Below are 17783 nucleotides of genomic sequence, written 5' to 3' on the forward strand. Positions count from 1 at the left end.
TCACAGCCTCGGCTCCACGCGCGCGATGCGCCGCAACGCCCCCGGCAGGAAACGGGACATGAGGTGGGCGCCGCGAGCCTCCGGGGTGACCGGGACGACCGCCTTGTCGCGGCTCACCGCGTCCAGGATCGCCGAGGCCACCTTCTCCGGCGGGTAGTTGCGCATGCCGTACAGCCGGGCCGAGTTCTTCTGGCGGCGGCGCTCCTCCGCCTCGTCGACGCCGGCGAAGCGGGCCGTGGAGGTGATGTTCGTGTTGACGAACCCGGGGCAGATCGCGCTCACCCCGATGTCCTGCCCGGCGAGTTCGGCGCGCAGGCACTCGGAGAGCATCAGCACCGCCGCCTTGGAGGTGCTGTAGGCCGACAGCGCGCGGGAGGGCTGGTAGGCCGCCGCGGAGGCGACGTTGACGATGTGGCCGCCCTGGCCGCGCTCGCTCATCCGCGCGCCGAAGAGCCGGCAGCCGTGGATCACGCCCCACAGGTTCACGTCCAGGACCTTGCGCCAGTCGTCCGTCGTCGTGGCGAAGAAGGAGCCGGACAGGCCGATGCCCGCGTTGTTGACCAGCACGTCCAGCACGCCGTACGCGCGGTGCACCTTCTCGGCGAGCTTCTCCATCGCCTGCTCGTCGGAGACGTCGGCGGTCTCCGCCCAGGCCTCGGGTGCGCCGATCAGCCGGGACAGCTCGGCGGTGCGGGCGGCGGCCTCGGCGTCGCGGTCGACGGCGACCACGCGCGCGCCGGCCTCCGCGAAGGCGAACGCCGTGGCCCGGCCGATACCGCTGCCCGCGCCGGTGACCAGCACCAACTGCCCGCCGAACCGGGCGGCGTGACGGCCGGTGGCCTTCGGCTCGGGACGGCCGCCGTCGACGGACATGATGAACTCCTCGATCCAGGAGGCGACGTGGTCGGGCCGGGTGCGCGGGACCCAGTGCCGGGCCGGGAGTGTGCGGCGGGTCAGCTGGGGCACCCACCGCTCCAGGTCGTCGTAGAGCCGCTCGGAGAGGAATGCGTCCGCCTGGGGCGTGATGAGCTGCACGGGCGCGTGTGCGTACGCGTCGGCGCGGGGCCTGGTCAGCCGGGCGCGGACGTTGTCCCGGTACAGCCAGGCGCCGTGCGCCGCATCGGAGGGGAGGGACGCGGTCGGGTAGTCGCCGCCGGGGACCTTCTCGACCCGCTCCAGGATGCCCGGCCAGCGCTTGCCGAGCGGGCCGCGCCAGGCCAGCTCGGGCAGGGCGGGCGTGTGCAGCAGGTACACGTACCAGGACTTGGCGCCCTGGCCGAGCAGCTGGCCCACCCGGCGGGGCGTCGGACGCTTCACGCGCGCGTTGATCCAGTGCCCGAAGTGGTCCAGGGACGGGCCGGAGATCGAGGTGAAGGAGGCGATACGGCCCTCCGTGCGGCTCACCGTGACGAACTCCCACGACTGCACCGAGCCCCAGTCGTGCCCGACCAGGTGCACCGGCCGGTCCGGGCTGACGGCGTCCAGCACGGCCAGGAAGTCGTCGGTGAGCTTGGCGAGGGTGAATCCGCCGCGCAGCGGTTTCGGTGCCGTCGAGCGGCCGTGGCCGCGGACGTCGTACAGCACCACGTGGAAGCGGCCGGCGAGGCGGACGGCGACCTCGGACCAGACCTCCTTGCTGTCCGGGTAGCCGTGCACCAGCACCACCGTCGGCGCTTCCGGATCGCCCAGCTCGGCCACGCACAGCTCGACCCCGCCGGTGGCTATGCGGCGCTCCCGCGCCCCTTCCAGCGTCACTTCTCCTCCGCCCAGCGCCGCACGTGCGGCAGATCGTCGTCCAGCCAGAACGCGCTCTGTTCGGGGTCCTTGGAGTCGGTGACCACGAGGATCTCCTCGAACTTCGCGCCCGTACCCCGGAAGCCGAGGTGGGGTTCGACCGCCCACAGGCCCGGCCGCGGCGGGTGGTCGGAGAAGCGGTACGGCGACCACAGGGGCGACCAGCCCTCGCGGTGGCCGTGCAGCGCGTCGGCGGCCAGACCCTTCAGGGACTGCGTGCCGAACCCGAACAGGTGCGGCGAGAAACGGCGCTGCTTCACCCGGTCCACCTTGTGGGCGATCACCCCGAACGGGTACGCGCGGTGCCGGTTGGCGTAGCCCTGGCGGACCATGAGCCGGTCCACGTCCTCGTAGATCTCGCGCAGCGGGCGCCGCTCGCGCACCTCGCGCAGGATCAGTTCGCGGTGTGCCTCCAGGTCGGCCAGCAGCCGGTCCTGCACCGGGTTCACCCCGAGGGAGCCCGAGTAGCCGATGTCCGCCGTGTATCCCTCGTAGACCGGCGCCATGTCCAGGATGAACGGCATCCCGGGCGCCAGGGCGCGGTCGGTCGGGAAGAACTGCAGGGGTATGCGGAAGTTCACGAACGCGGTGCGGTCGCCGAACCAGGCGAAGGGCAGATGGAACCAGTCCCGCACCCCGCGCTCGCGCAGCCACTCGCGCTGCATCCGCGCCGCCTCGCACTCGGTCACGCCCGGCTCCAGCCGCGCCGCGACCGCCTCCGCGCACTCGTAGGCGAGGCGCTGCACCCGCCTGAACCCCCGCAGCTCCACGGAGAGTTCGCTGCTCACTGCCGTCGTCATGCCGCCCCGTCCCGTCGTGCCGCCGATTCGTCCCATCGGCTGCGGTACGCGTCCGTAACTTGACACTGGTGAATGTGACAGTTGTTAGAGGCGGCGTCAATAGGAGGGATGTCAGGCTGTGGAAAACCCGCGGTAACCCTTGGGTGGGGCATCCCTTAGGGTCCCGTAATACCTGGGTCTGACGCCAAGACGGCTCTGAGGTCTGACGACCGGCGTGGCCTGAATCACTACGGTCGAAGGCGTGACTGTGATCGCGACCGAAAGCCTGAGCAAGCGGTTCCCCCGGGTGACCGCTCTCGACCGGCTGTCCGTGGACATCGGAGCCGGTGTGACCGGACTCGTCGGAGCCAACGGCGCCGGCAAGTCCACCCTGATCAAGATCCTGCTGGGGCTGTCCCCCGCCACGGAGGGCCGTGCCGAGGTGCTCGGCCTGGACGTCGCCACCAAGGGCGGCACCATCCGCGAGCGCGTCGGGTACATGCCGGAGCACGACTGTCTGCCACCGGACGTCTCGGCCACCGAGTTCGTCGTCCACATGGCGCGCATGTCCGGCCTGCCGCCGACCGCCGCTCGCGAGCGCACCGCGGACACCCTGCGCCACGTCGGCCTGTACGAGGAGCGCTACCGCCCCATCGGCGGCTACTCGACCGGCATGAAGCAGCGGGTGAAGCTCGCCCAGGCGCTGGTGCACGACCCGCAGCTGGTCTTCCTGGACGAGCCGACCAACGGCCTCGACCCGGTCGGCCGGGACGACATGCTCGGCCTGATCCGCCGCATCCACACCGACTTCGGCATCTCGGTCCTGGTCACCTCCCACCTGCTGGGCGAGCTGGAGCGTACCTGCGACCACGTCGTCGTCATCGACGGCGGCAAGCTCCTGCGCTCCAGCTCCACCACCGACTTCACCCAGACCACGACCACCCTCGCGATCGAGGTCACCGACAGCGAGACCCACCCCGACGGCACCCGCGCGGTCCGCGAGGCGCTCCACGCGCGCGGGGTCGACACCCAGGGCGAAGGCGCGGGACTCCCCGGCGCGGGACACATCCTGTTGCTGACCGCCGAGGGCGAGGAGATCTACGACCTCGTCCGGGACGTCGTCGCCGACCTCGGCCTCGGCCTGGTGCGCATGGAGCAGCGCCGGCACCACATCTCGGAGGTCTTCCGGGACAGCGACGAGCAGCGCAAGGAGGCGGCCGTCCATGGCGGTTGAGCACCCCCTGGCCGCCCCCGCCGGCGACCAGACCCGCATCCACGACATCGGCTACCGCGGCTACGACGGCCCCCGCCTCGGCCGCGCCTACGCCCGCCGCTCGCTGTACGCGCAGTCCCTGCGCGGCGCCTACGGACTCGGCCGCTCGGCCAAGTCCAAGGTGCTGCCGATGCTGCTGTTCGCGGTGATGTGCGTGCCCGCCGCCATCATGGTGGCCGTCGCGGTCTTCACCAAGGCGCACGAACTGCCGGTCGCCTACACCCGCTACGCGATCCTGCTGCAGGCCGTGATCAGCCTGTACGTCGCCTCCCAGGCGCCCCAGTCCGTCTCCCGCGACCTGCGCTTCAAGACCGTACCGCTGTACTTCTCGCGGCCCATCGAGACCGCCGACTACGTCCGCGCCAAGTTCGCGGCACTCGCCTCGGCGATCTTCATCCTCACCGGCGCCCCCCTGCTCGTGATGTACGTGGGCGCGCTGCTGGCCAAGCTGGGCTTCGCCCACCAGACGAAGGAATTCGCCGAGGGACTGGTCTCCGTGGCGCTGCTCTCCCTGCTGTTCGCCGGCATCGGCCTCGTCATCGCCGCCGTCACTCCGCGCCGGGGCTTCGGCATCGCCGCTGTGATCGCCGTCATGATCATCTCCTACGGCGCCGTCTCCACGCTCCAGGCCATCTCCGACGTGCACAACCACGCGAGCGCCATTCCGTGGATCGGCCTGTTCTCACCGGTCACCCTCATCGACGGCGTCCAGGCGGCCTTCCTGGGCGCGACCGCCCGCAACCCCGGAGGCGTCAGCCCGTCGGCCGGACAGGGCGTGGTCTACGTCCTGGTCGTGCTCGCCCTGATCGCCGGCAGCTACGGCCTGCTGATGCGCCGCTACAAGAAGGTGGGACTGTGACCACGCTCGTCATCGACCACGTCTCCCGCTGGTTCGGCAACGTGGTCGCCGTCAACGACATCACCATGACCATCGGACCCGGCGTCACCGGCCTGCTCGGCCCCAACGGCGCCGGAAAGTCCACCCTGATCAACATGATGGGTGGCTTCCTCGCCCCCTCCACCGGCACCGTCACCCTCGACGGACAGCAGGTGTGGCGCAACGAGCAGATCTACCGGCACATCGGCATCGTCCCCGAGCGCGAGGCGATGTACGACTTCCTCACCGGCCGCGAGTTCGTCGTCGCCAACGCCGAGTTGCACGGCCTGGGCGACAAGGCGGCCCAACGGGCGCTCGCCACGGTCGAGATGGAGTATGCGCAGGACCGCAAGATCGCCACGTACTCCAAGGGCATGCGCCAGCGCGTGAAGATGGCGAGCGCCCTCGTCCACGAGCCCTCGCTGCTCCTGCTGGACGAGCCGTTCAACGGCATGGACCCGCGTCAGCGCATGCAACTGATGGACCTGCTGCGGAAGATGGGCGACGAGGGCCGCACGGTGCTGTTCTCCTCGCACATCCTCGAAGAGGTCGAGCAACTCGCCCGGCACATCGAGGTCGTCGTCGCCGGCAGGCACGCGGCCAGCGGCGACTTCCGCAAGATCCGCCGCCTGATGACCGACCGCCCGCACCGCTACCTGGTGCGTTCCAGTGACGACCGCGCCCTCGCGGCCGCGCTGATCGCCGACCCCTCGACGGCCGGCATCGAGGTCGACCACAGCGAGGGCGCGCTGCGCGTCCAGGCCGTCGACTTCGGCCGCTTCACCGCCCTGCTGCCGAAGGTCGCCCGGGACCACGGCATCCGGCTCCTCACGGTCTCGCCGTCCGACGAGTCCCTGGAGTCCGTCTTTTCGTACCTGGTCGCGGCGTAGGAGGCCGAAGATGTACGACCCCACCGTCGCCCGGCTCACCTACCGGGCCCTGCTCGGCCGTCGCCGGGCCCTCATCCTCGGCGCGCTGCCGCTGCTCCTGATCGTGCTCTCGGTGGCCGTGCGGGCCCTGACCGGAGCCGACGACCAGACCGCGTCCGACGTCCTCGGCGGCTTCGCCATCGCCACGATGGTGCCGATCATCGGCGTCATCGCGGGCACGGGCGCGATCGGCCCCGAGATCGACGACGGCTCCGTCGTCTACCTGCTGTCCAAACCGCTGAAGCGGCCCGCGATCATCTTCACCAAGCTGATCGTCGCCATCGCCGTGACCATGGTCTTCTCGGCGGTGCCGACCCTGATCGCGGGCCTGATCCTCAACGGCAACGGCCAGCAGATCGCCGTCGCCTACACGGTCGCCGCGCTGGTCTCCTCCATCGCCTACTCGGCGCTGTTCCTGCTGCTGGGCACGGTCTCCCGGCACGCGGTGGTCTTCGGACTGGTCTACGCGCTGGTCTGGGAGGCGCTGTTCGGCTCCCTGGTGCCCGGCGCGCGCACGCTCAGCGTCCAGCAGTGGTCGCTGGCCGTCGCCCACAAGGTGGCCGGCGGGGACCTCGTGACCTCCTACGTGGGCCTGCCGACGGCCACCGTGCTGCTGGTGGTCGTCACGGTGCTGGCGACCTGGTACGCCGGCCAGAAGCTGCGGGCACTGAAGCTCACGGGCGAGGAGTAGGCCTCCGGCCGCTTGACGGGGGCTTCACACCGGGCCGGGCACACTGGACAAAGCAGGACGTAGGGCTAGGAGGTCGTCGATGGCAGAGGAGATACCCGCACACGACGGGCACGGGCGCCTTGAGGGCGACGTCCGGGACGGGCTGGACGGGCTCGTCCTGGACGAGGAGTTCATCCGGGGCGCCGAGACCTCCGAGCCGTCGGCGCGGGCCCGTATGCTCGCCGCCCGCTGGCGCGCCGAGGAGCCCGAGCCGCAGCCGTGGCGCTCCGACGAGCCGCCGGCGGGCTGGTTCTTCAGCAAGGCGCGGCGACGCAGGTGGCGTCGGCGATAGGGCGGAGCGCCGCGTAATTCGGTGGCGTCCAACTCGGCGGCGGGGCAGAGTGGTTGCAGCCCATCCGCCGGGAATGTCCCGGCGCCGCGATCCGGGAGTGGAGGTGGGCGATGTCCATGCACGGCAGTACGCCCAGCTCCCGACAGGGCGGTCCGAGGCCGGCTCCGGTGTAGTTACCCCGCCGTGGAGCCACAGGAACCGCCCGGGGCGGCCTCTTCGAGCACGTGAGCGCTGCGCTCGCGTGGGCCGCCCACCCGGAGGATTGGCCGAGTGGTAAGGCACCGGCTTGCTAAGCCGTGGTCGGGGGACAACCCCGCGCACGTTCGATCCGTGCATCCTCCGCAGAAGAAGCAGAAGACACCGCAGGCTCAGCCCAGCAACCGCTCCAGCGCCACCGCGATGCCGTCCTCCTCGTTGGAGGCGGTCACTTCGTCGGCCACCTCGCGGAGCGCCTCGTGGGCGTTGGCCATCGCCACACCCCGGGAGGACCAGGCGAACATCGGGATGTCGTTGGGCATGTCGCCGAAGGCGATCGTGTCGGCCGCCTTGAGACCCAGGCGGCGGGCCGCCAGAGACAGCCCCGTCGCCTTGGACAGGCCGAGCGGGAGCAGTTCCACGATGCCCTCGCCCGCCATGGCCACAGTGACGAAGCCGCCGGCCGCGCGCTGGGCCGCCTGCGCCAACTCGTCGTCGGACAGCGTCGGATGCTGTATGTAGATCTTGTTCAGCGGCGCCGTCCACAGGTCGGACGCGTCCGTGAAGGGGGTGGCGGGGAGCCTGCCCGTGACCGCGTACCCCGGACCCACCAGCACCTCGCCGTCCAGGCCGTCCCGGCTGGCCGCGAGATACAGCGGGCCCACCTCGGCCTCGATCTTGGCCAGGGCCACGCCCGCCAGCTGACGGTCCAGGGTGACCGAGGTCAGCAGGCGGTGCGCGCCGGCGTCGTAGACCTGTGCGCCCTGGCCGCAGACGGCGAGGCCGTCGTAGCCGAGGTCGTCCAGGATGTGCCGGGTCCACGGGACCGCGCGGCCGGTGACGACGATGTGCGCGGCGCCCGCCGCGGTGGCCGCGGCGAGCGCGTCACGCGTGCGCTGCGAGACCGACTCGTCGGAGCGCAGGAGCGTTCCGTCGAGGTCGGTGGCGATCAGTCGGTACGGGAAACCGGTCACTTGGCGACCGGCTCCAGAACCTCCCGGCCGCCCAGGTACGGGCGCAGCACCTCGGGGACCCGGACGGAGCCGTCGGCCAGCTGGTGGTTCTCCAGGATCGCCACGATCGTCCGCGGTACGGCGCACAGCGTGCCGTTGAGCGTGGCGAGCGGCCTGACCTGCTTGCCGTCACGCATCCGGATCGACAGGCGCCGGGACTGGAACTCGGTGCAGTCCGAGGTCGAGGTCAGCTCGCGGTACTTGCCCTGGGTCGGGATCCACGCCTCGCAGTCGAACTTGCGGGCGGCCGAGGAGCCGAGGTCGGCGGTGGCGACGTCGATCACGCGGAACGGCAGCTCCAGCGAGGTCAGCCACTGCTTCTCCCACTCCAGCAGACGCCGGTGCTCGTTCTGGGAGTCCTCGGGGTCGACGTACGAGAACATCTCGACCTTGTCGAACTGGTGCACCCGGAAGATGCCCCGGGTGTCCTTGCCGTGCGAGCCGGCCTCGCGGCGGAAGCACGGGGAGAAGCCCGCGTAGCGCAGCGGCAGCCGGTCGGCGTCGATGATCTCGTCCATGTGATAGGACGCGAGGGCGACCTCGGAGGTGCCGACCAGGTACAGGTCGTCCTTGTCGAGGTGGTAGACGTCCTGGGCCGCCTGGCCGAGGAAGCCGGTGCCCGCCATGGACTGCGGGCGCACCAGCGCCGGGGTGAGCATCGGCGTGAAGCCGGCCGCGGTGGCCTGGGCCATCGCCGCGTTCACCAGGGCCAGCTCCAGCAGGGCGCCGACGCCGGTGAGGAAGTAGAAGCGGGAGCCGGAGACCTTGGCGCCGCGCTCGACGTCGATCGCGCCGAGCAGCTGGCCGAGCTCCAGGTGGTCCTTGGGCGCGAAGCCCTCGGCACCGAAGTCCCGGATCGTGCCGTGCGTCTCCAGCGTGACGAAGTCCTCCTCGCCGCCGACGGGCACGTCGGGGTGGACGAGGTTGCCGAGCTGGAGCAGCAGCTCCTGGGTCTCGGCGTCGGCCGCGTCGCGCTCGGCGTCGGCGGCCTTGACGTCGGCCTTCAGCTGCTCGGCGCGCTTCAGCAGCTCGGCCTTCTCGTCGCCGGTTGCCTTGGGGATCTGCTTGCCGAGCTGCTTCTGCTCGGCGCGCAGCTCGTCGAAGCGGACGCCGGAGGACCTGCGCCGCTCGTCGGCAGACAGGAGGGAGTCGACGAGGGCGACATCCTCTCCACGGGCGCGCTGGGACGCGCGCACACGGTCGGGGTCCTCACGAAGCAGGCGAAGGTCAATCACAAGGTCAAGGCTACCGGTGCGGGCTCGCCGCTCACGAATCACTATTCGGCGGAGTTCCGATCAGCCACTATTTCGATGCTTACGTTCCGTTATGCGTAAATTGCGGAACGTGTGAGTACGCGCCAGAAGCGCGTCAAGCGAAAGTGTCTCATTCCCTGGGACGGAGCAGGCCCCTGGTGCCCGGTTGACCGGATTTCCTTGTGGAGAACGGGACTTCGCGGCCTCACTGTCCACAGGAATCCACACCCTCCGGAGAGTTATCCACAGGCTGTGTGGAAGATCTGTGGACTTCGGAATTGATCACTCCGGAACTGTGCGGCGAACTGAAGAATTCCCAGGGCAAACCTGGGTGACACCCACTTTCGGGTGGAAAGCGGTCGCCCCAAAAGATGAATCAAAGGAAACGAGTGGACGAAGGGTGAGGTGCGGCCCGGTGGCGGCATCGGGGGCATGAGGGGCGATTTGTCGACCGACTCACGCACCCTTGTCGACTTGTCCCCAGGTCGAGAAGCGGACCTGTGGATAACTCCTGTGGATAACGATGATATGCAGGTAGGACTGGCTAGAATCGGCCGTCCTGGCAGCGCGCCACCCAGTCCGCCGCCGCCACGAACTCCTCGTCCGACGTCCCCTGCCGGGTCGCCGGGGCCTCGGCCGGCGTGATGTCCGCGCGCGGGTAGGAGCCGAGGAAGCGCACCTGGAGACAGATCCGCTTCAGCCCTGTCAGCGCCTCCGCCATCCGCCGGTCGGAGATATGGCCCTCGGCGTCGATGCAGAAGCAGTAGTTGCCGATCCCGGCGCCGGTCGGCCGGGACTGCAGCAGCATGAGGTTGATGCCGCGCGAGGCGAACTCGCCGAGCAGGTCGCGCAGGCCGCCGGGGTGGTCGTCGCGCTGCCACAGCACCACGGAGGTCTTGTCGGCGCCGGTCGGTGCGGCGGGCCGGGCGGGGCGGCCGACCAGCACGAACCGGGTCTGCGCGGTCTCCGGGAAGTCGTGGATCCCGGTCTCCAGGGCCTCAAGGCCGTACCGGGAGGCGGCGAACTCACCGGCGAAGGCGGCGTCGTAGCGGCCCTCCTGCACCAGACGGGCGGCGTCCGCGTTGGAGGCGGCCGACTCCCAGGCGGCGTCGGGGAGGTTGTTCCGCAGCCAGTTCCGCACCTGTGACTGGGCGGCCGGGTGGGCGGAGACCGTCTTGATGTCCGTGAGCTTCGTGCCGGGCCGGACCAGCAGCGCGAAGGTGATCGACAGCAGCACCTCGCGGTAGATGGTCAGCGGCTCGCCCGCGACCAGCTCGTCCAGCGTGGTGGTGATCCCGCCCTCGACGGAGTTCTCGATCGGCACGAACGCGGCCTCGGCCTCGCCCGCCCGCACCGCGTCCAGCGCGGACTGCACCGACACGTACGGGATCAGCTCCCGGGTGGCCGATTCCGGGAGCGTCCGCAGGGCGACTTCGGTGAAGGTGCCCTCGGGGCCGAGATACGCATAGCTCGCTGGCATGTCCCTCACCCTAATGGCCGCAGGCTGCCTCGGCGCGGGTGTCTCATGAGATCCACTCGACCGAGTGGTTTGAACCAGGAAAGCAGCAGAAAGGCTGGATTTTCTCTTCCGGCGCCGGATTCAGCGCTCTGGTTCGCGCCGGATCAGCCCTCCAGCAGCCGCTGCCCCACGTACTCGCCCTTCGCCGCCCCGCCCGGCACCGCGAACAGTGCGCTCGCCTCGTGCCGGATGAACTGCGACAGCGCGTCGCCCCGGTCGAGCTTGCGCTGCACCGGTACGAAGCCGCGCAGCGGGTCCGCCTGCCAGCAGACGAAGAGGAGACCGGCATCGGGCGTGCCGTCCGCCTCGAAGCCGTCGTGGTAGGAGAACGGGCGCCGCAGCATGGCGGCGCCGCCGTTCTTGTCGGGCCGGGTGATCCGGGCGTGCGCGTTGAGCGGGACGACGTACTGGCCCTTGGCGTCGGCCTTCTCCAGGTCCATCGGCGTCGTCTCGTCGCCCCCGGACAGCGGCGCCCCGTTGGACTTCCGCCGCCCGATGACCGCCTCCTGGGCCGCCACCGACAGCTTCTCCCAGTCGTCCAGGAGCATGCGGATGCGGCGTACGACGGCGTAGGAGCCGTTCGCCATCCAGGCGGGCTCGCCCGAGGCGGGTACGAAGATGCGCTGGTCGAAGTCGGAGTCGGTGGGCTTCGGATTGCGGGTGCCGTCGAGCTGGCCCATGAGGTTGCGGGCCGTCATGGGGTGCGCGGTGGCGCCCGGGGTGCGGTTGAAGCCGTTCATCTGCCAGCGCAGCCGGGCCGCGCCGCCCGCGTCCTTCTGGATCGCGCGCAGGGCGTGGAAGGCGACCAGGGCGTCGTTCGCACCGATCTGCACCCACAGGTCGCCGTCGCTGCGTGCCTTGTCCAGCTGGTCGGAGGAGAAGTCCGGCAGCGGGTCCAGCGCGCTCGGCCGCTGCTTCTCCAGGCCCGTCCTGCCGAAGAAGCCGTGCCCGAAGCCGAAGGTGATCGTCAGCGCGGAGGGGCCCGCGTCACGGGCCACGTCGGTGTCGTCGTGCGGCGCGGCCTCGCCGGCCATCAGCCGTTCGGCCGTTGTCGACCAGCGGCGCAGCAGGGCCGCGGCCTCCTTGCGCCCGGCGCCCGCCGCCAGGTCGAAGGCGACGAGATGGCCGCGCGCCTGGAGGCCCTCGGTGATGCCGGGCTGATGTTTCCCGTGAAACATCGCCCGCTCGGAGCCCACCGAGGACAGCGGGGTGGCCGGGGCGGGCGCGGCGGCGTAGCCCACGGCACCGCCTGCCGCGCCGAGCACGAGCCCGGTGGCGCCCGCGGTGCCGAGCAGGGCGCGCCGGGAGACGCCCCGGCCCCCGGCGGACGTCGGCTCCTCCGCCGCCTCGGGGGAGGTTCGGGTCTGGGGGATGGACTGGTCGGGCATGGGTCGTTCAGCCGATCTGCGCGTTCTTGGAGACGGTCACCTGGTCGATGTCGGAGGTCCGCACGGTGACGGCGATCTTCCAGTCGCCGGCCATGGGAATCTGCACTCCGCTCGCCGACCAGTGGCCGGTCGTGATGTGGTCGGGGGTCACGGGAAGCGGGCCGATCTTCTTCGCCTCCAGGGTGAAGGCGACCTTCACCTCGGGTATGTCGTAGGGCTTCCCGCCGGGCGTCTGGACGTAGACGTGCATCTCGTTGGCGCCCACGCCCGCGGGGTCGAGGTCGACGCTGACGACCCCCTTGCCGTTGGTGCCGCCGGTGTCGAAGGGCATGTCCAGGGTCAGCGCGCCGTTCGTGGGCGCCGTGGCCGGACCGGAGGACGAGGTGGCGGCCTTGGCTTCCAGCTCGGTGCGGCCCGGCTCGGTCTGGGTGAGCGCGGTGGTGACGGCGAGGAGGACGACCGCGACACCGGCCTCGGCGAGCACCGAGCGGCGCAGCCCGAAGCGGTGGGGGTCGCCGTCGCGCATCCGCTTGCGCCGGGCGGTGTCCATCGCGGCCCGCTGCCGGGCGAGCTGCGCGGCCCGCCGGGAGTCGCCGGTGCCGGGCGCGGGTTGCGCCGCTGCGTCGGATGCGCCCTCCGGTACGGCACCGGACGCGGTCTCCGATGCGGCAGGCGACGTGACCTTCTCGCGTTCCTCCACTGTGGCCGGGACCGTGTCGGCACCGACGGCGAGCCGTCGCGTCCACCGCCGTGACATCGACGCGATGGCGACCAGCACAGCCACCAGCCCGATCTTGACCAGCAGCAGCTGTCCGTACCGGGTGTCGGTGAAGGCCGACCAGGAGCCGAGCTGGCGCCAGGACTGGTAGGTGCCGGTTCCGGCGAGCACGACGACGGACCCGAAGGCCAGCCGGGAGAAGCGGCGCACGGCGGCGGCTTCCACCGGTGTCTCGGCGGGCGCCCGGTACAGGGCGACCAGGAGGGTGGTGAGCCCGCCCAGCCAGGTGGCGACGGCGAGCAGATGGACGACGTCGACGGGCATGGCGATGCCCGGCTGGAGCCCGACCGAGGCGTGCTCGGCCATGGCCCAGCTGGTCGCGAGCCCGGCCGCGACGACCCCTCCGCCGATCGCCAGCCCGAAGGTCAGATCACGCTTCTCCTGGCCCTCCTCGCGCTTGGTGTAGGCGCCGAAGAGGACGGTGACGAACAGTGCGGCGGCGGCGAGCAGCAGCAGCCGGGAGACCAGGGTCGCGCCCGTCTTGGTCTGCAGCACCTGCCCGAGCAGCCCGAGGTCGAAGACGTCGCCGAACGTCCCCGAGGTGGTGTACGAGCCGCGCAGGAGCAGCAGCCACAGGGTGGCCGCGGCGAGCGTGAGCCAGCCGCCGACGATCAGTCGCTGGACGGCCTGTACGCCCGCGCCGCGCTGCCAGCAGGCGAGCACGAAGGCCGCGCCGCCGGCGAGCACGATGAAGCCGGCGTACGACGCGTACCGCCCGAGTGCGTAGAGCATGCCCACGGTGCCGCCGCCCGCGGTCGGCCCGGTGCCGGAGACGACCGTCGGCGAGGGCGTCCCGATGGAGAAGGTGTAGGCGCCGGAGACGGGGTGGCTGTCGGCCGAGACGACCTGGTAGGTGACCGTGTAGGTGCCCTTGCCCAGGCCGCTCTTGAGCTGGATGCCGTAGGTCGTCCCGCTCAGGTCGGCGGGCTTGCCGGTCTGGACCGGCTTGCCCCGGGGATCGAGGACGCGCAGGGAGTCGTCGTTCATCGCCACCTTCTCGGAGAAGGTGAGCGCCACCTGGCTGGGTGCCTGCTTGACCACCACCCCCTGCGCGGGATCGCTGCCGGTCAGCGCGGCGTGCGCGGAGGCCGGGGCGGCGCCCGCGAGCAGCGCGCCGGCGACGGCGAGGAGCAGCAGCACCAGGGTGCGCAGGCTGCCCCTGCGTCGCCTGGGGGTGATGGTTCGCGTCACGGTGGTGGGTCCCTCCCTCAGTGGCCGGTCGACGGGTTGTACGTCGCGGACTTCACCGGCATCTCGACGGTGAGGGGCCCGGACGCGGCGAACGTGAGCTTCACGGTGACCGTCTGGCCCTGCTTCGGCTGTCGCTTCAGCTTCTCGAACATCAGATGGTTGCCGCCGCTTTTGAACACGAGTTGACCGTGGGCGGGCACGGCGAAGGAGGCCTGCTCCCGCATGGCACCGCCGGTGGTGCTGTGCATGGTGATCTGGCCGGCGTCATCGCTGGTCACCGAGGTCAGCTCGTCCTTCGCGCCGCCCTTGTTGGTGATCGTCAGGAAGCCGGCGGCCATGTCGGCGGAGACCGGCTGGGGTATGTACGCCCCGCTCACCGACAGTTCGGCCCCGGCGCTCGCGGACCCGGAGTCCGAGCAGCCGGCGAGGGCCAGGGTGCCGGTGAGGGCGGCGGCGGTCAGGACGGCCCGGCGCCTCACGGGGTGCCTCACGGGTTGGCCCCCTTGACGATCTTGGGCAGGCCCTTGGTGTAGTCGTCGACCGTGGCGTCCTCGCCGTAGAGGACGTAACCGCCGTTCGTCTTCGGCGAGAAGGCGATGACCTGGGTGCCGTGGACGGAGACGAGCTTGCCGTTCTTGTCCTTCGACGTCGGCTCCACGGAGATGCCGAGCGAGCGGGCGCCGGCCTGGATCGTGGCGAAGTCCCCGGTCAGGCCGATGAACTGCGGGTCGATGCCCTTGAGCCACTTGCCCAGCTCGGTGGGGGTGTCGCGGCCGGGGTCGGTGGTGACGAACACGACCCGCAGGTCGTCCTGCTCGGCCTGGGGCAGCGCCTTCTTGGCGACGGCGATGTTGCTCATCGTCGTCGGGCAGATGTCGGGGCAGTGCGTGTAGCCGAAGTAGACGAGGGTCGGATGGCCCTGGGTCTCCTTGCGGAGGTCGTACTTCTGGCCGTGCGTGTCGGTGAGGACCAGGTCCGGCTTGGCGAAGGGCTGGTCGAGCACGGTGGCGGCCTTGCCCGAGTCGGACTCCTGGGAGACCACGGTGACCGGCGACTTGCTGTCGTCGCCGCTGCCGCAGGCGGAGAGGGTCAGGGTGGCGGCAGCGAGCAGCGAGGCCGCGGCGAACGTCTTCTTGCGCATAGAAAAATGTCCCAGATGTGAGAACTCCGGTGCGCACCGGGGCCGTACGGGCGACCCCGGTGCGCGCTCCGGAAGGAGGGGGCTAGGCGGTACGGCGGCGGCCCGCGAAGACGCCGTAGGCGACGCCAGCGACGCCGGCGACGATGCCGATGATGCCGAGGACGCGCGCGGTGGTGTCGGTGTCGTGCCCGTCGGAACCGGCGGCGGAGGCCGCGGTCTCGGTCGTGCCGGCGGTCTTGTCGGCGGTGTCCTTGGCGTCCGCCGCGCCGCCGTGTGCGTCGGCCGCGGCGGACAGCTGCAGCACGGGCGCCGGGTTCTCCGGCTCGTCCTGGCCCGCCTGCGGCACCTCGATCCAGCGCACGACCTCCTTGTCGGAGTACGTCTGGAGCGCCTTGAACACCAGCTGGTCGGCGTTGTCGGGCAGAGCGCCGATGGAGAGCGGGAACTTCTGGAAGTAGCCGGGCTGGATGCCCTTGCCGTCGGCCGCGGTCCAGGTGACCTTGGTGACGGCCTCGTCGATCTTCTGGCCGTGCACGATCAGCGGCTTGTCCAGCTTGGACTTGGTGACCTGCACGTTCCAGCCGGCCATGGGCTCGGGCATGGCCGAGGCGAGCGGGTGGTCGGCCGGGAAGGTCACCTCGACCTTGGTGGTCGAGGCGCTGTCGCGCTCGTTGGGGACCTTGAAGTCGACGACCGCGTAGCCGCCCTTGGCCGCGGTGCCCTCCGGCTGCACGGAGACGTGCGCGAAGGCGGGGACGGACAGCGTCAGGACGGCGGTGCCGGCGACGGCAGCGGCGGCGGTGACCCGAGAGGCGATACGAGAAGCCTGCATGGCAGGAGCACTCCACTGGTGAGAGTTCCGGTGATGTCGAGAGGTACGCGTGCGCGTGCCGGCGCCGCTCGGGGCGGATCGGCAGGGGTCCCCCGGTCGAGCGAAGTCGAGAGTGGGGGAGGGTGCGCACGCGCGCGTGCCGCGCGACGGCGGCCTCTCCACCGGGTCTTGACCGGGAGGGAGTGCTCGCGTCGCGTCAGGCGGCGAGGAGGAAGGCGGCGGCGGGCGGACCGCGCCGGATCACCGTGTGCTGGAGTGCGGTGGTGTGCGGGGCGGGCGCGTCGTCCGGGGCGCCGCACCGGGCGCGCGGGCCCCGCTCGGCGGCGGGCAGCAGCCCGGCGCACAGGGCGTACGTCAGCGCGAGAGCAGCGCGCAGGGAGCGTACGAGGGCTCCTTCTGCGACGCCCTCCGCGACTCCGTGCGCCGACAGTTCGATCAGCCGCAGCAGAGCCAGGTCGCCGCGGCGCAGCAGCCAGCCGGCGGCGACGGCCGCGAGGACGTGGCCGAGCAGCATCGGCAGCGAGGGCAGCAGCCCCGCGGAGGGGCCGGTGGCGTCGGCCGCGTGGGACAGAACGCCCCGGCCGGCGACGGGTCGGCCCGCGCGGTCGATGAGATGCGCGTCGAGCAGCAGATGGAAGGCGTGCCCGGGGGTGAGCCCGGTGGCGCTCGTCCCGCACAGCAGCCGCGCGGCCTGCTCGACGAGCGCGGTGTCGCTGAGCGACGAACCCGTGGCGCCCGTGGCACCCGTGGTGCCGATGGCGTTCATCGACCCCATCGCCATGCCGCCGGAGGCCATCGCGGCCCCGTGCCCGCCCAGCGCGAACAGCGCGTGCAGGGCGGTCTGGCCGAGCGCGAGCAGCGCGGCGATGCCGGGCAGCGAGCGAGCCCGCCCGGCGAGCGGCACCACGACCACCAGACAACCGAGGAACCCGGCGCCGAGCGTCCACAGCGGCACGCCCACGCAGGACGCCAGGGTGTGCCCGCACGCGGCCAGCACGACACAGACCGCGGCGAACACCGCGGCCCGCAGAGTCCGCAGCCCGGCTCCGGGCCGCGCCGTGCGCGCGTGGGGGGCAGTCATGGCGGCCTCATCATCGCACTGCGCTCACCGACGCCCTACGGCAGGGCGCGGAAAGCGGGACCGCGGGGGGAGGCGGAAGCCGGGCGGAGGATTGCTACGGCCGGGCTCGGGAGCGGGTCTTGGGAGGGGTGGAGGTGTCCCTCATACACCGATTCCTCCCGTGGCGCATCGGCTGTATGGGCGGCGTCACGTCAAGAGTGTGCTTACGGCCGTGTATGGGCGGCAATACGTAACGGTATGTCGAGCCGCGGCCAGGAGGCTGGAGCATGAGCATCTGGTGGTCACTCCATCTGCGCCGCGAGGCAGCGAGCGTGCCGCTCGCCCGCCGGCTGCTGATCGGCACGATGGAGACGGCGGGCGTCGACCCCGAGATCTCCTACGACCTGTCCGTCGCCCTGACCGAGGCCTGCGCGAACGCGGTCGAGCACGGCGGGAACCCCGCCCGCGAAGGCGCCGTGGAGGCGTACCGGGTGACGGCCTACCTCGACGGCGAGAAGTGCCGTATCGAAGTGGCCGATTCGGGGCCCGGATTCACCCGCGTCCAGGACATCCGCCCCGCGCGCGTGGACGCCGAGAGCGGCCGCGGCCTCTGTCTGATCCGGGAACTGGCCGATCACGTCCACATCGGTGCCAAGCCCGGCCGGGGCGGCGGGACGGTGGTCAGCTTCGACAAGATCCTCAAGTGGACGAAGGACCCCTCGCTGCTCACCGCCTGACG

The 17783-nt window shown here is 71.2% G+C and carries 17 protein-coding genes and 1 tRNA gene; 7 read left to right on the plus strand and 11 right to left on the minus strand.

The window, feature by feature from the left end:
- Nucleotides 1-1755: an SDR family oxidoreductase gene (locus O1G22_RS21445; protein ID WP_270082818.1), complete on the minus strand. Its 1755-nt coding sequence runs from the start codon at nucleotides 1753-1755 to the stop codon at nucleotides 1-3.
- Nucleotides 1752-2594 carry a M24 family metallopeptidase gene (locus tag O1G22_RS21450; RefSeq protein ID WP_270082819.1) on the minus strand — a complete coding sequence of 281 codons (843 nt, stop codon included), beginning with the start codon at nucleotides 2592-2594 and terminating at the stop codon, nucleotides 1752-1754. Before O1G22_RS21450 ends, O1G22_RS21445 begins: the two co-directional genes overlap by 4 nt.
- 247 nt (nucleotides 2595-2841) lie before the next feature.
- On the opposite strand from O1G22_RS21450, the gene O1G22_RS21455 reads away from it, so the two are divergent.
- The 6 genes from O1G22_RS21455 (at nucleotide 2842) to O1G22_RS21480 (ending at nucleotide 7016) form a co-directional block, all read left to right on the plus strand.
- Nucleotides 2842-3807 carry an ABC transporter ATP-binding protein gene (locus O1G22_RS21455; RefSeq protein WP_333492486.1) on the plus strand — a complete coding sequence of 322 codons (966 nt, stop codon included), beginning with the start codon at nucleotides 2842-2844 and terminating at the stop codon, nucleotides 3805-3807.
- Nucleotides 3797-4705, plus strand: coding sequence for an ABC transporter permease subunit (locus O1G22_RS21460; RefSeq protein WP_270082821.1), 909 nt, complete (start codon nucleotides 3797-3799; stop codon nucleotides 4703-4705). Before O1G22_RS21455 ends, O1G22_RS21460 begins: the two co-directional genes overlap by 11 nt.
- Nucleotides 4702-5613, plus strand: a complete 912-nt coding sequence (locus O1G22_RS21465) for an ABC transporter ATP-binding protein (RefSeq protein ID WP_225099918.1) — start codon at nucleotides 4702-4704, stop codon at nucleotides 5611-5613. Before O1G22_RS21460 ends, O1G22_RS21465 begins: the two co-directional genes overlap by 4 nt.
- Before the next feature lie 10 nt (nucleotides 5614-5623).
- Complete coding sequence (locus O1G22_RS21470; RefSeq protein ID WP_225099917.1) at nucleotides 5624-6343, plus strand: ABC transporter permease; 720 nt, start codon at nucleotides 5624-5626, stop codon at nucleotides 6341-6343.
- 79 nt (nucleotides 6344-6422) lie between these two features.
- Complete coding sequence (locus tag O1G22_RS21475; protein ID WP_270082822.1) at nucleotides 6423-6674, plus strand: SGM_3592 family protein; 252 nt, start codon at nucleotides 6423-6425, stop codon at nucleotides 6672-6674.
- A 256-nt stretch (nucleotides 6675-6930) separates the two neighbouring features.
- Nucleotides 6931-7016: transfer RNA gene (locus O1G22_RS21480), tRNA-Ser, on the plus strand.
- A 26-nt stretch (nucleotides 7017-7042) separates the two neighbouring features.
- Here O1G22_RS21480 and O1G22_RS21485 read toward each other — a convergent pair.
- The 9 genes from O1G22_RS21485 to O1G22_RS21525 all read right to left on the minus strand — a co-directional run bounded on the left by O1G22_RS21485 (nucleotide 7043) and on the right by O1G22_RS21525 (nucleotide 17065).
- Nucleotides 7043-7843: an HAD family hydrolase gene (locus tag O1G22_RS21485; protein WP_270082823.1), complete on the minus strand. Its 801-nt coding sequence runs from the start codon at nucleotides 7841-7843 to the stop codon at nucleotides 7043-7045.
- A complete protein-coding gene (gene serS, locus O1G22_RS21490; RefSeq protein ID WP_270082824.1) occupies nucleotides 7840-9117 on the minus strand; it encodes a serine--tRNA ligase in 1278 nt (425 codons plus the stop codon). The genes O1G22_RS21485 and serS overlap by 4 nt, the downstream gene beginning before the upstream one ends.
- 562 nt (nucleotides 9118-9679) lie before the next feature.
- Nucleotides 9680-10615 carry a prephenate dehydratase gene (gene pheA / locus O1G22_RS21495; protein ID WP_270082825.1) on the minus strand — a complete coding sequence of 312 codons (936 nt, stop codon included), beginning with the start codon at nucleotides 10613-10615 and terminating at the stop codon, nucleotides 9680-9682.
- A gap of 143 nt (nucleotides 10616-10758) precedes the next feature.
- Entirely contained in the window at nucleotides 10759-12042 is a 1284-nt protein-coding gene (gene efeB, locus O1G22_RS21500; protein WP_270082826.1) for an iron uptake transporter deferrochelatase/peroxidase subunit, read from the minus strand.
- Nucleotides 12043-12049: 7 nt separating this feature from the next.
- Nucleotides 12050-14011, minus strand: coding sequence for a copper resistance CopC/CopD family protein (locus O1G22_RS21505; RefSeq protein WP_270082827.1), 1962 nt, complete (start codon nucleotides 14009-14011; stop codon nucleotides 12050-12052).
- A 17-nt stretch (nucleotides 14012-14028) separates the two neighbouring features.
- Nucleotides 14029-14502: a copper chaperone PCu(A)C gene (locus O1G22_RS21510; RefSeq protein WP_374116190.1), complete on the minus strand. Its 474-nt coding sequence runs from the start codon at nucleotides 14500-14502 to the stop codon at nucleotides 14029-14031.
- Nucleotides 14499-15152 carry an SCO family protein gene (locus tag O1G22_RS21515; RefSeq protein WP_270082828.1) on the minus strand — a complete coding sequence of 218 codons (654 nt, stop codon included), beginning with the start codon at nucleotides 15150-15152 and terminating at the stop codon, nucleotides 14499-14501. Before O1G22_RS21515 ends, O1G22_RS21510 begins: the two co-directional genes overlap by 4 nt.
- Before the next feature lie 82 nt (nucleotides 15153-15234).
- Nucleotides 15235-15984 carry a YcnI family copper-binding membrane protein gene (locus tag O1G22_RS21520; RefSeq protein ID WP_270082829.1) on the minus strand — a complete coding sequence of 250 codons (750 nt, stop codon included), beginning with the start codon at nucleotides 15982-15984 and terminating at the stop codon, nucleotides 15235-15237.
- Between the two features lie 196 nt (nucleotides 15985-16180).
- Complete coding sequence (locus O1G22_RS21525) at nucleotides 16181-17065, minus strand: hypothetical protein (RefSeq protein ID WP_270082830.1); 885 nt, start codon at nucleotides 17063-17065, stop codon at nucleotides 16181-16183.
- A gap of 266 nt (nucleotides 17066-17331) precedes the next feature.
- On the opposite strand from O1G22_RS21525, the gene O1G22_RS21530 reads away from it, so the two are divergent.
- Complete coding sequence (locus O1G22_RS21530) at nucleotides 17332-17781, plus strand: ATP-binding protein (protein WP_270082831.1); 450 nt, start codon at nucleotides 17332-17334, stop codon at nucleotides 17779-17781.
- The last annotated feature ends 2 nt before the right edge of the window (nucleotides 17782-17783 follow it).

The sequence above is a fragment of the Streptomyces camelliae genome (genome assembly GCF_027625935.1).
In the GTDB taxonomy this organism is placed as follows: Bacteria; Actinomycetota; Actinomycetes; order Streptomycetales; family Streptomycetaceae; genus Streptomyces; species Streptomyces camelliae.

What these genes read in the sequence shown, in the direction of transcription:
- O1G22_RS21450 (WP_270082819.1), bottom strand. Translation starts at nt 2,594, where the DNA reads ATGACGACGGCAGTGAGCAGCGAACTCTCCGTGGAGCTGCGGGGGTTC.
- O1G22_RS21460 (WP_270082821.1), top strand. Translation starts at nt 3,797, where the DNA reads ATGGCGGTTGAGCACCCCCTGGCCGCCCCCGCCGGCGACCAGACCCGC.
- O1G22_RS21470 (WP_225099917.1), top strand. Translation starts at nt 5,624, where the DNA reads ATGTACGACCCCACCGTCGCCCGGCTCACCTACCGGGCCCTGCTCGGC.
- O1G22_RS21475 (WP_270082822.1), top strand. Translation starts at nt 6,423, where the DNA reads ATGGCAGAGGAGATACCCGCACACGACGGGCACGGGCGCCTTGAGGGC.
- pheA (WP_270082825.1), bottom strand. Translation starts at nt 10,615, where the DNA reads ATGCCAGCGAGCTATGCGTATCTCGGCCCCGAGGGCACCTTCACCGAA.
- efeB (WP_270082826.1), bottom strand. Translation starts at nt 12,042, where the DNA reads ATGCCCGACCAGTCCATCCCCCAGACCCGAACCTCCCCCGAGGCGGCG.
- O1G22_RS21515 (WP_270082828.1), bottom strand. Translation starts at nt 15,152, where the DNA reads ATGCGCAAGAAGACGTTCGCCGCGGCCTCGCTGCTCGCTGCCGCCACC.
- O1G22_RS21520 (WP_270082829.1), bottom strand. Translation starts at nt 15,984, where the DNA reads ATGCAGGCTTCTCGTATCGCCTCTCGGGTCACCGCCGCCGCTGCCGTC.
- O1G22_RS21525 (WP_270082830.1), bottom strand. Translation starts at nt 17,065, where the DNA reads ATGACTGCCCCCCACGCGCGCACGGCGCGGCCCGGAGCCGGGCTGCGG.
- O1G22_RS21530 (WP_270082831.1), top strand. Translation starts at nt 17,332, where the DNA reads ATGAGCATCTGGTGGTCACTCCATCTGCGCCGCGAGGCAGCGAGCGTG.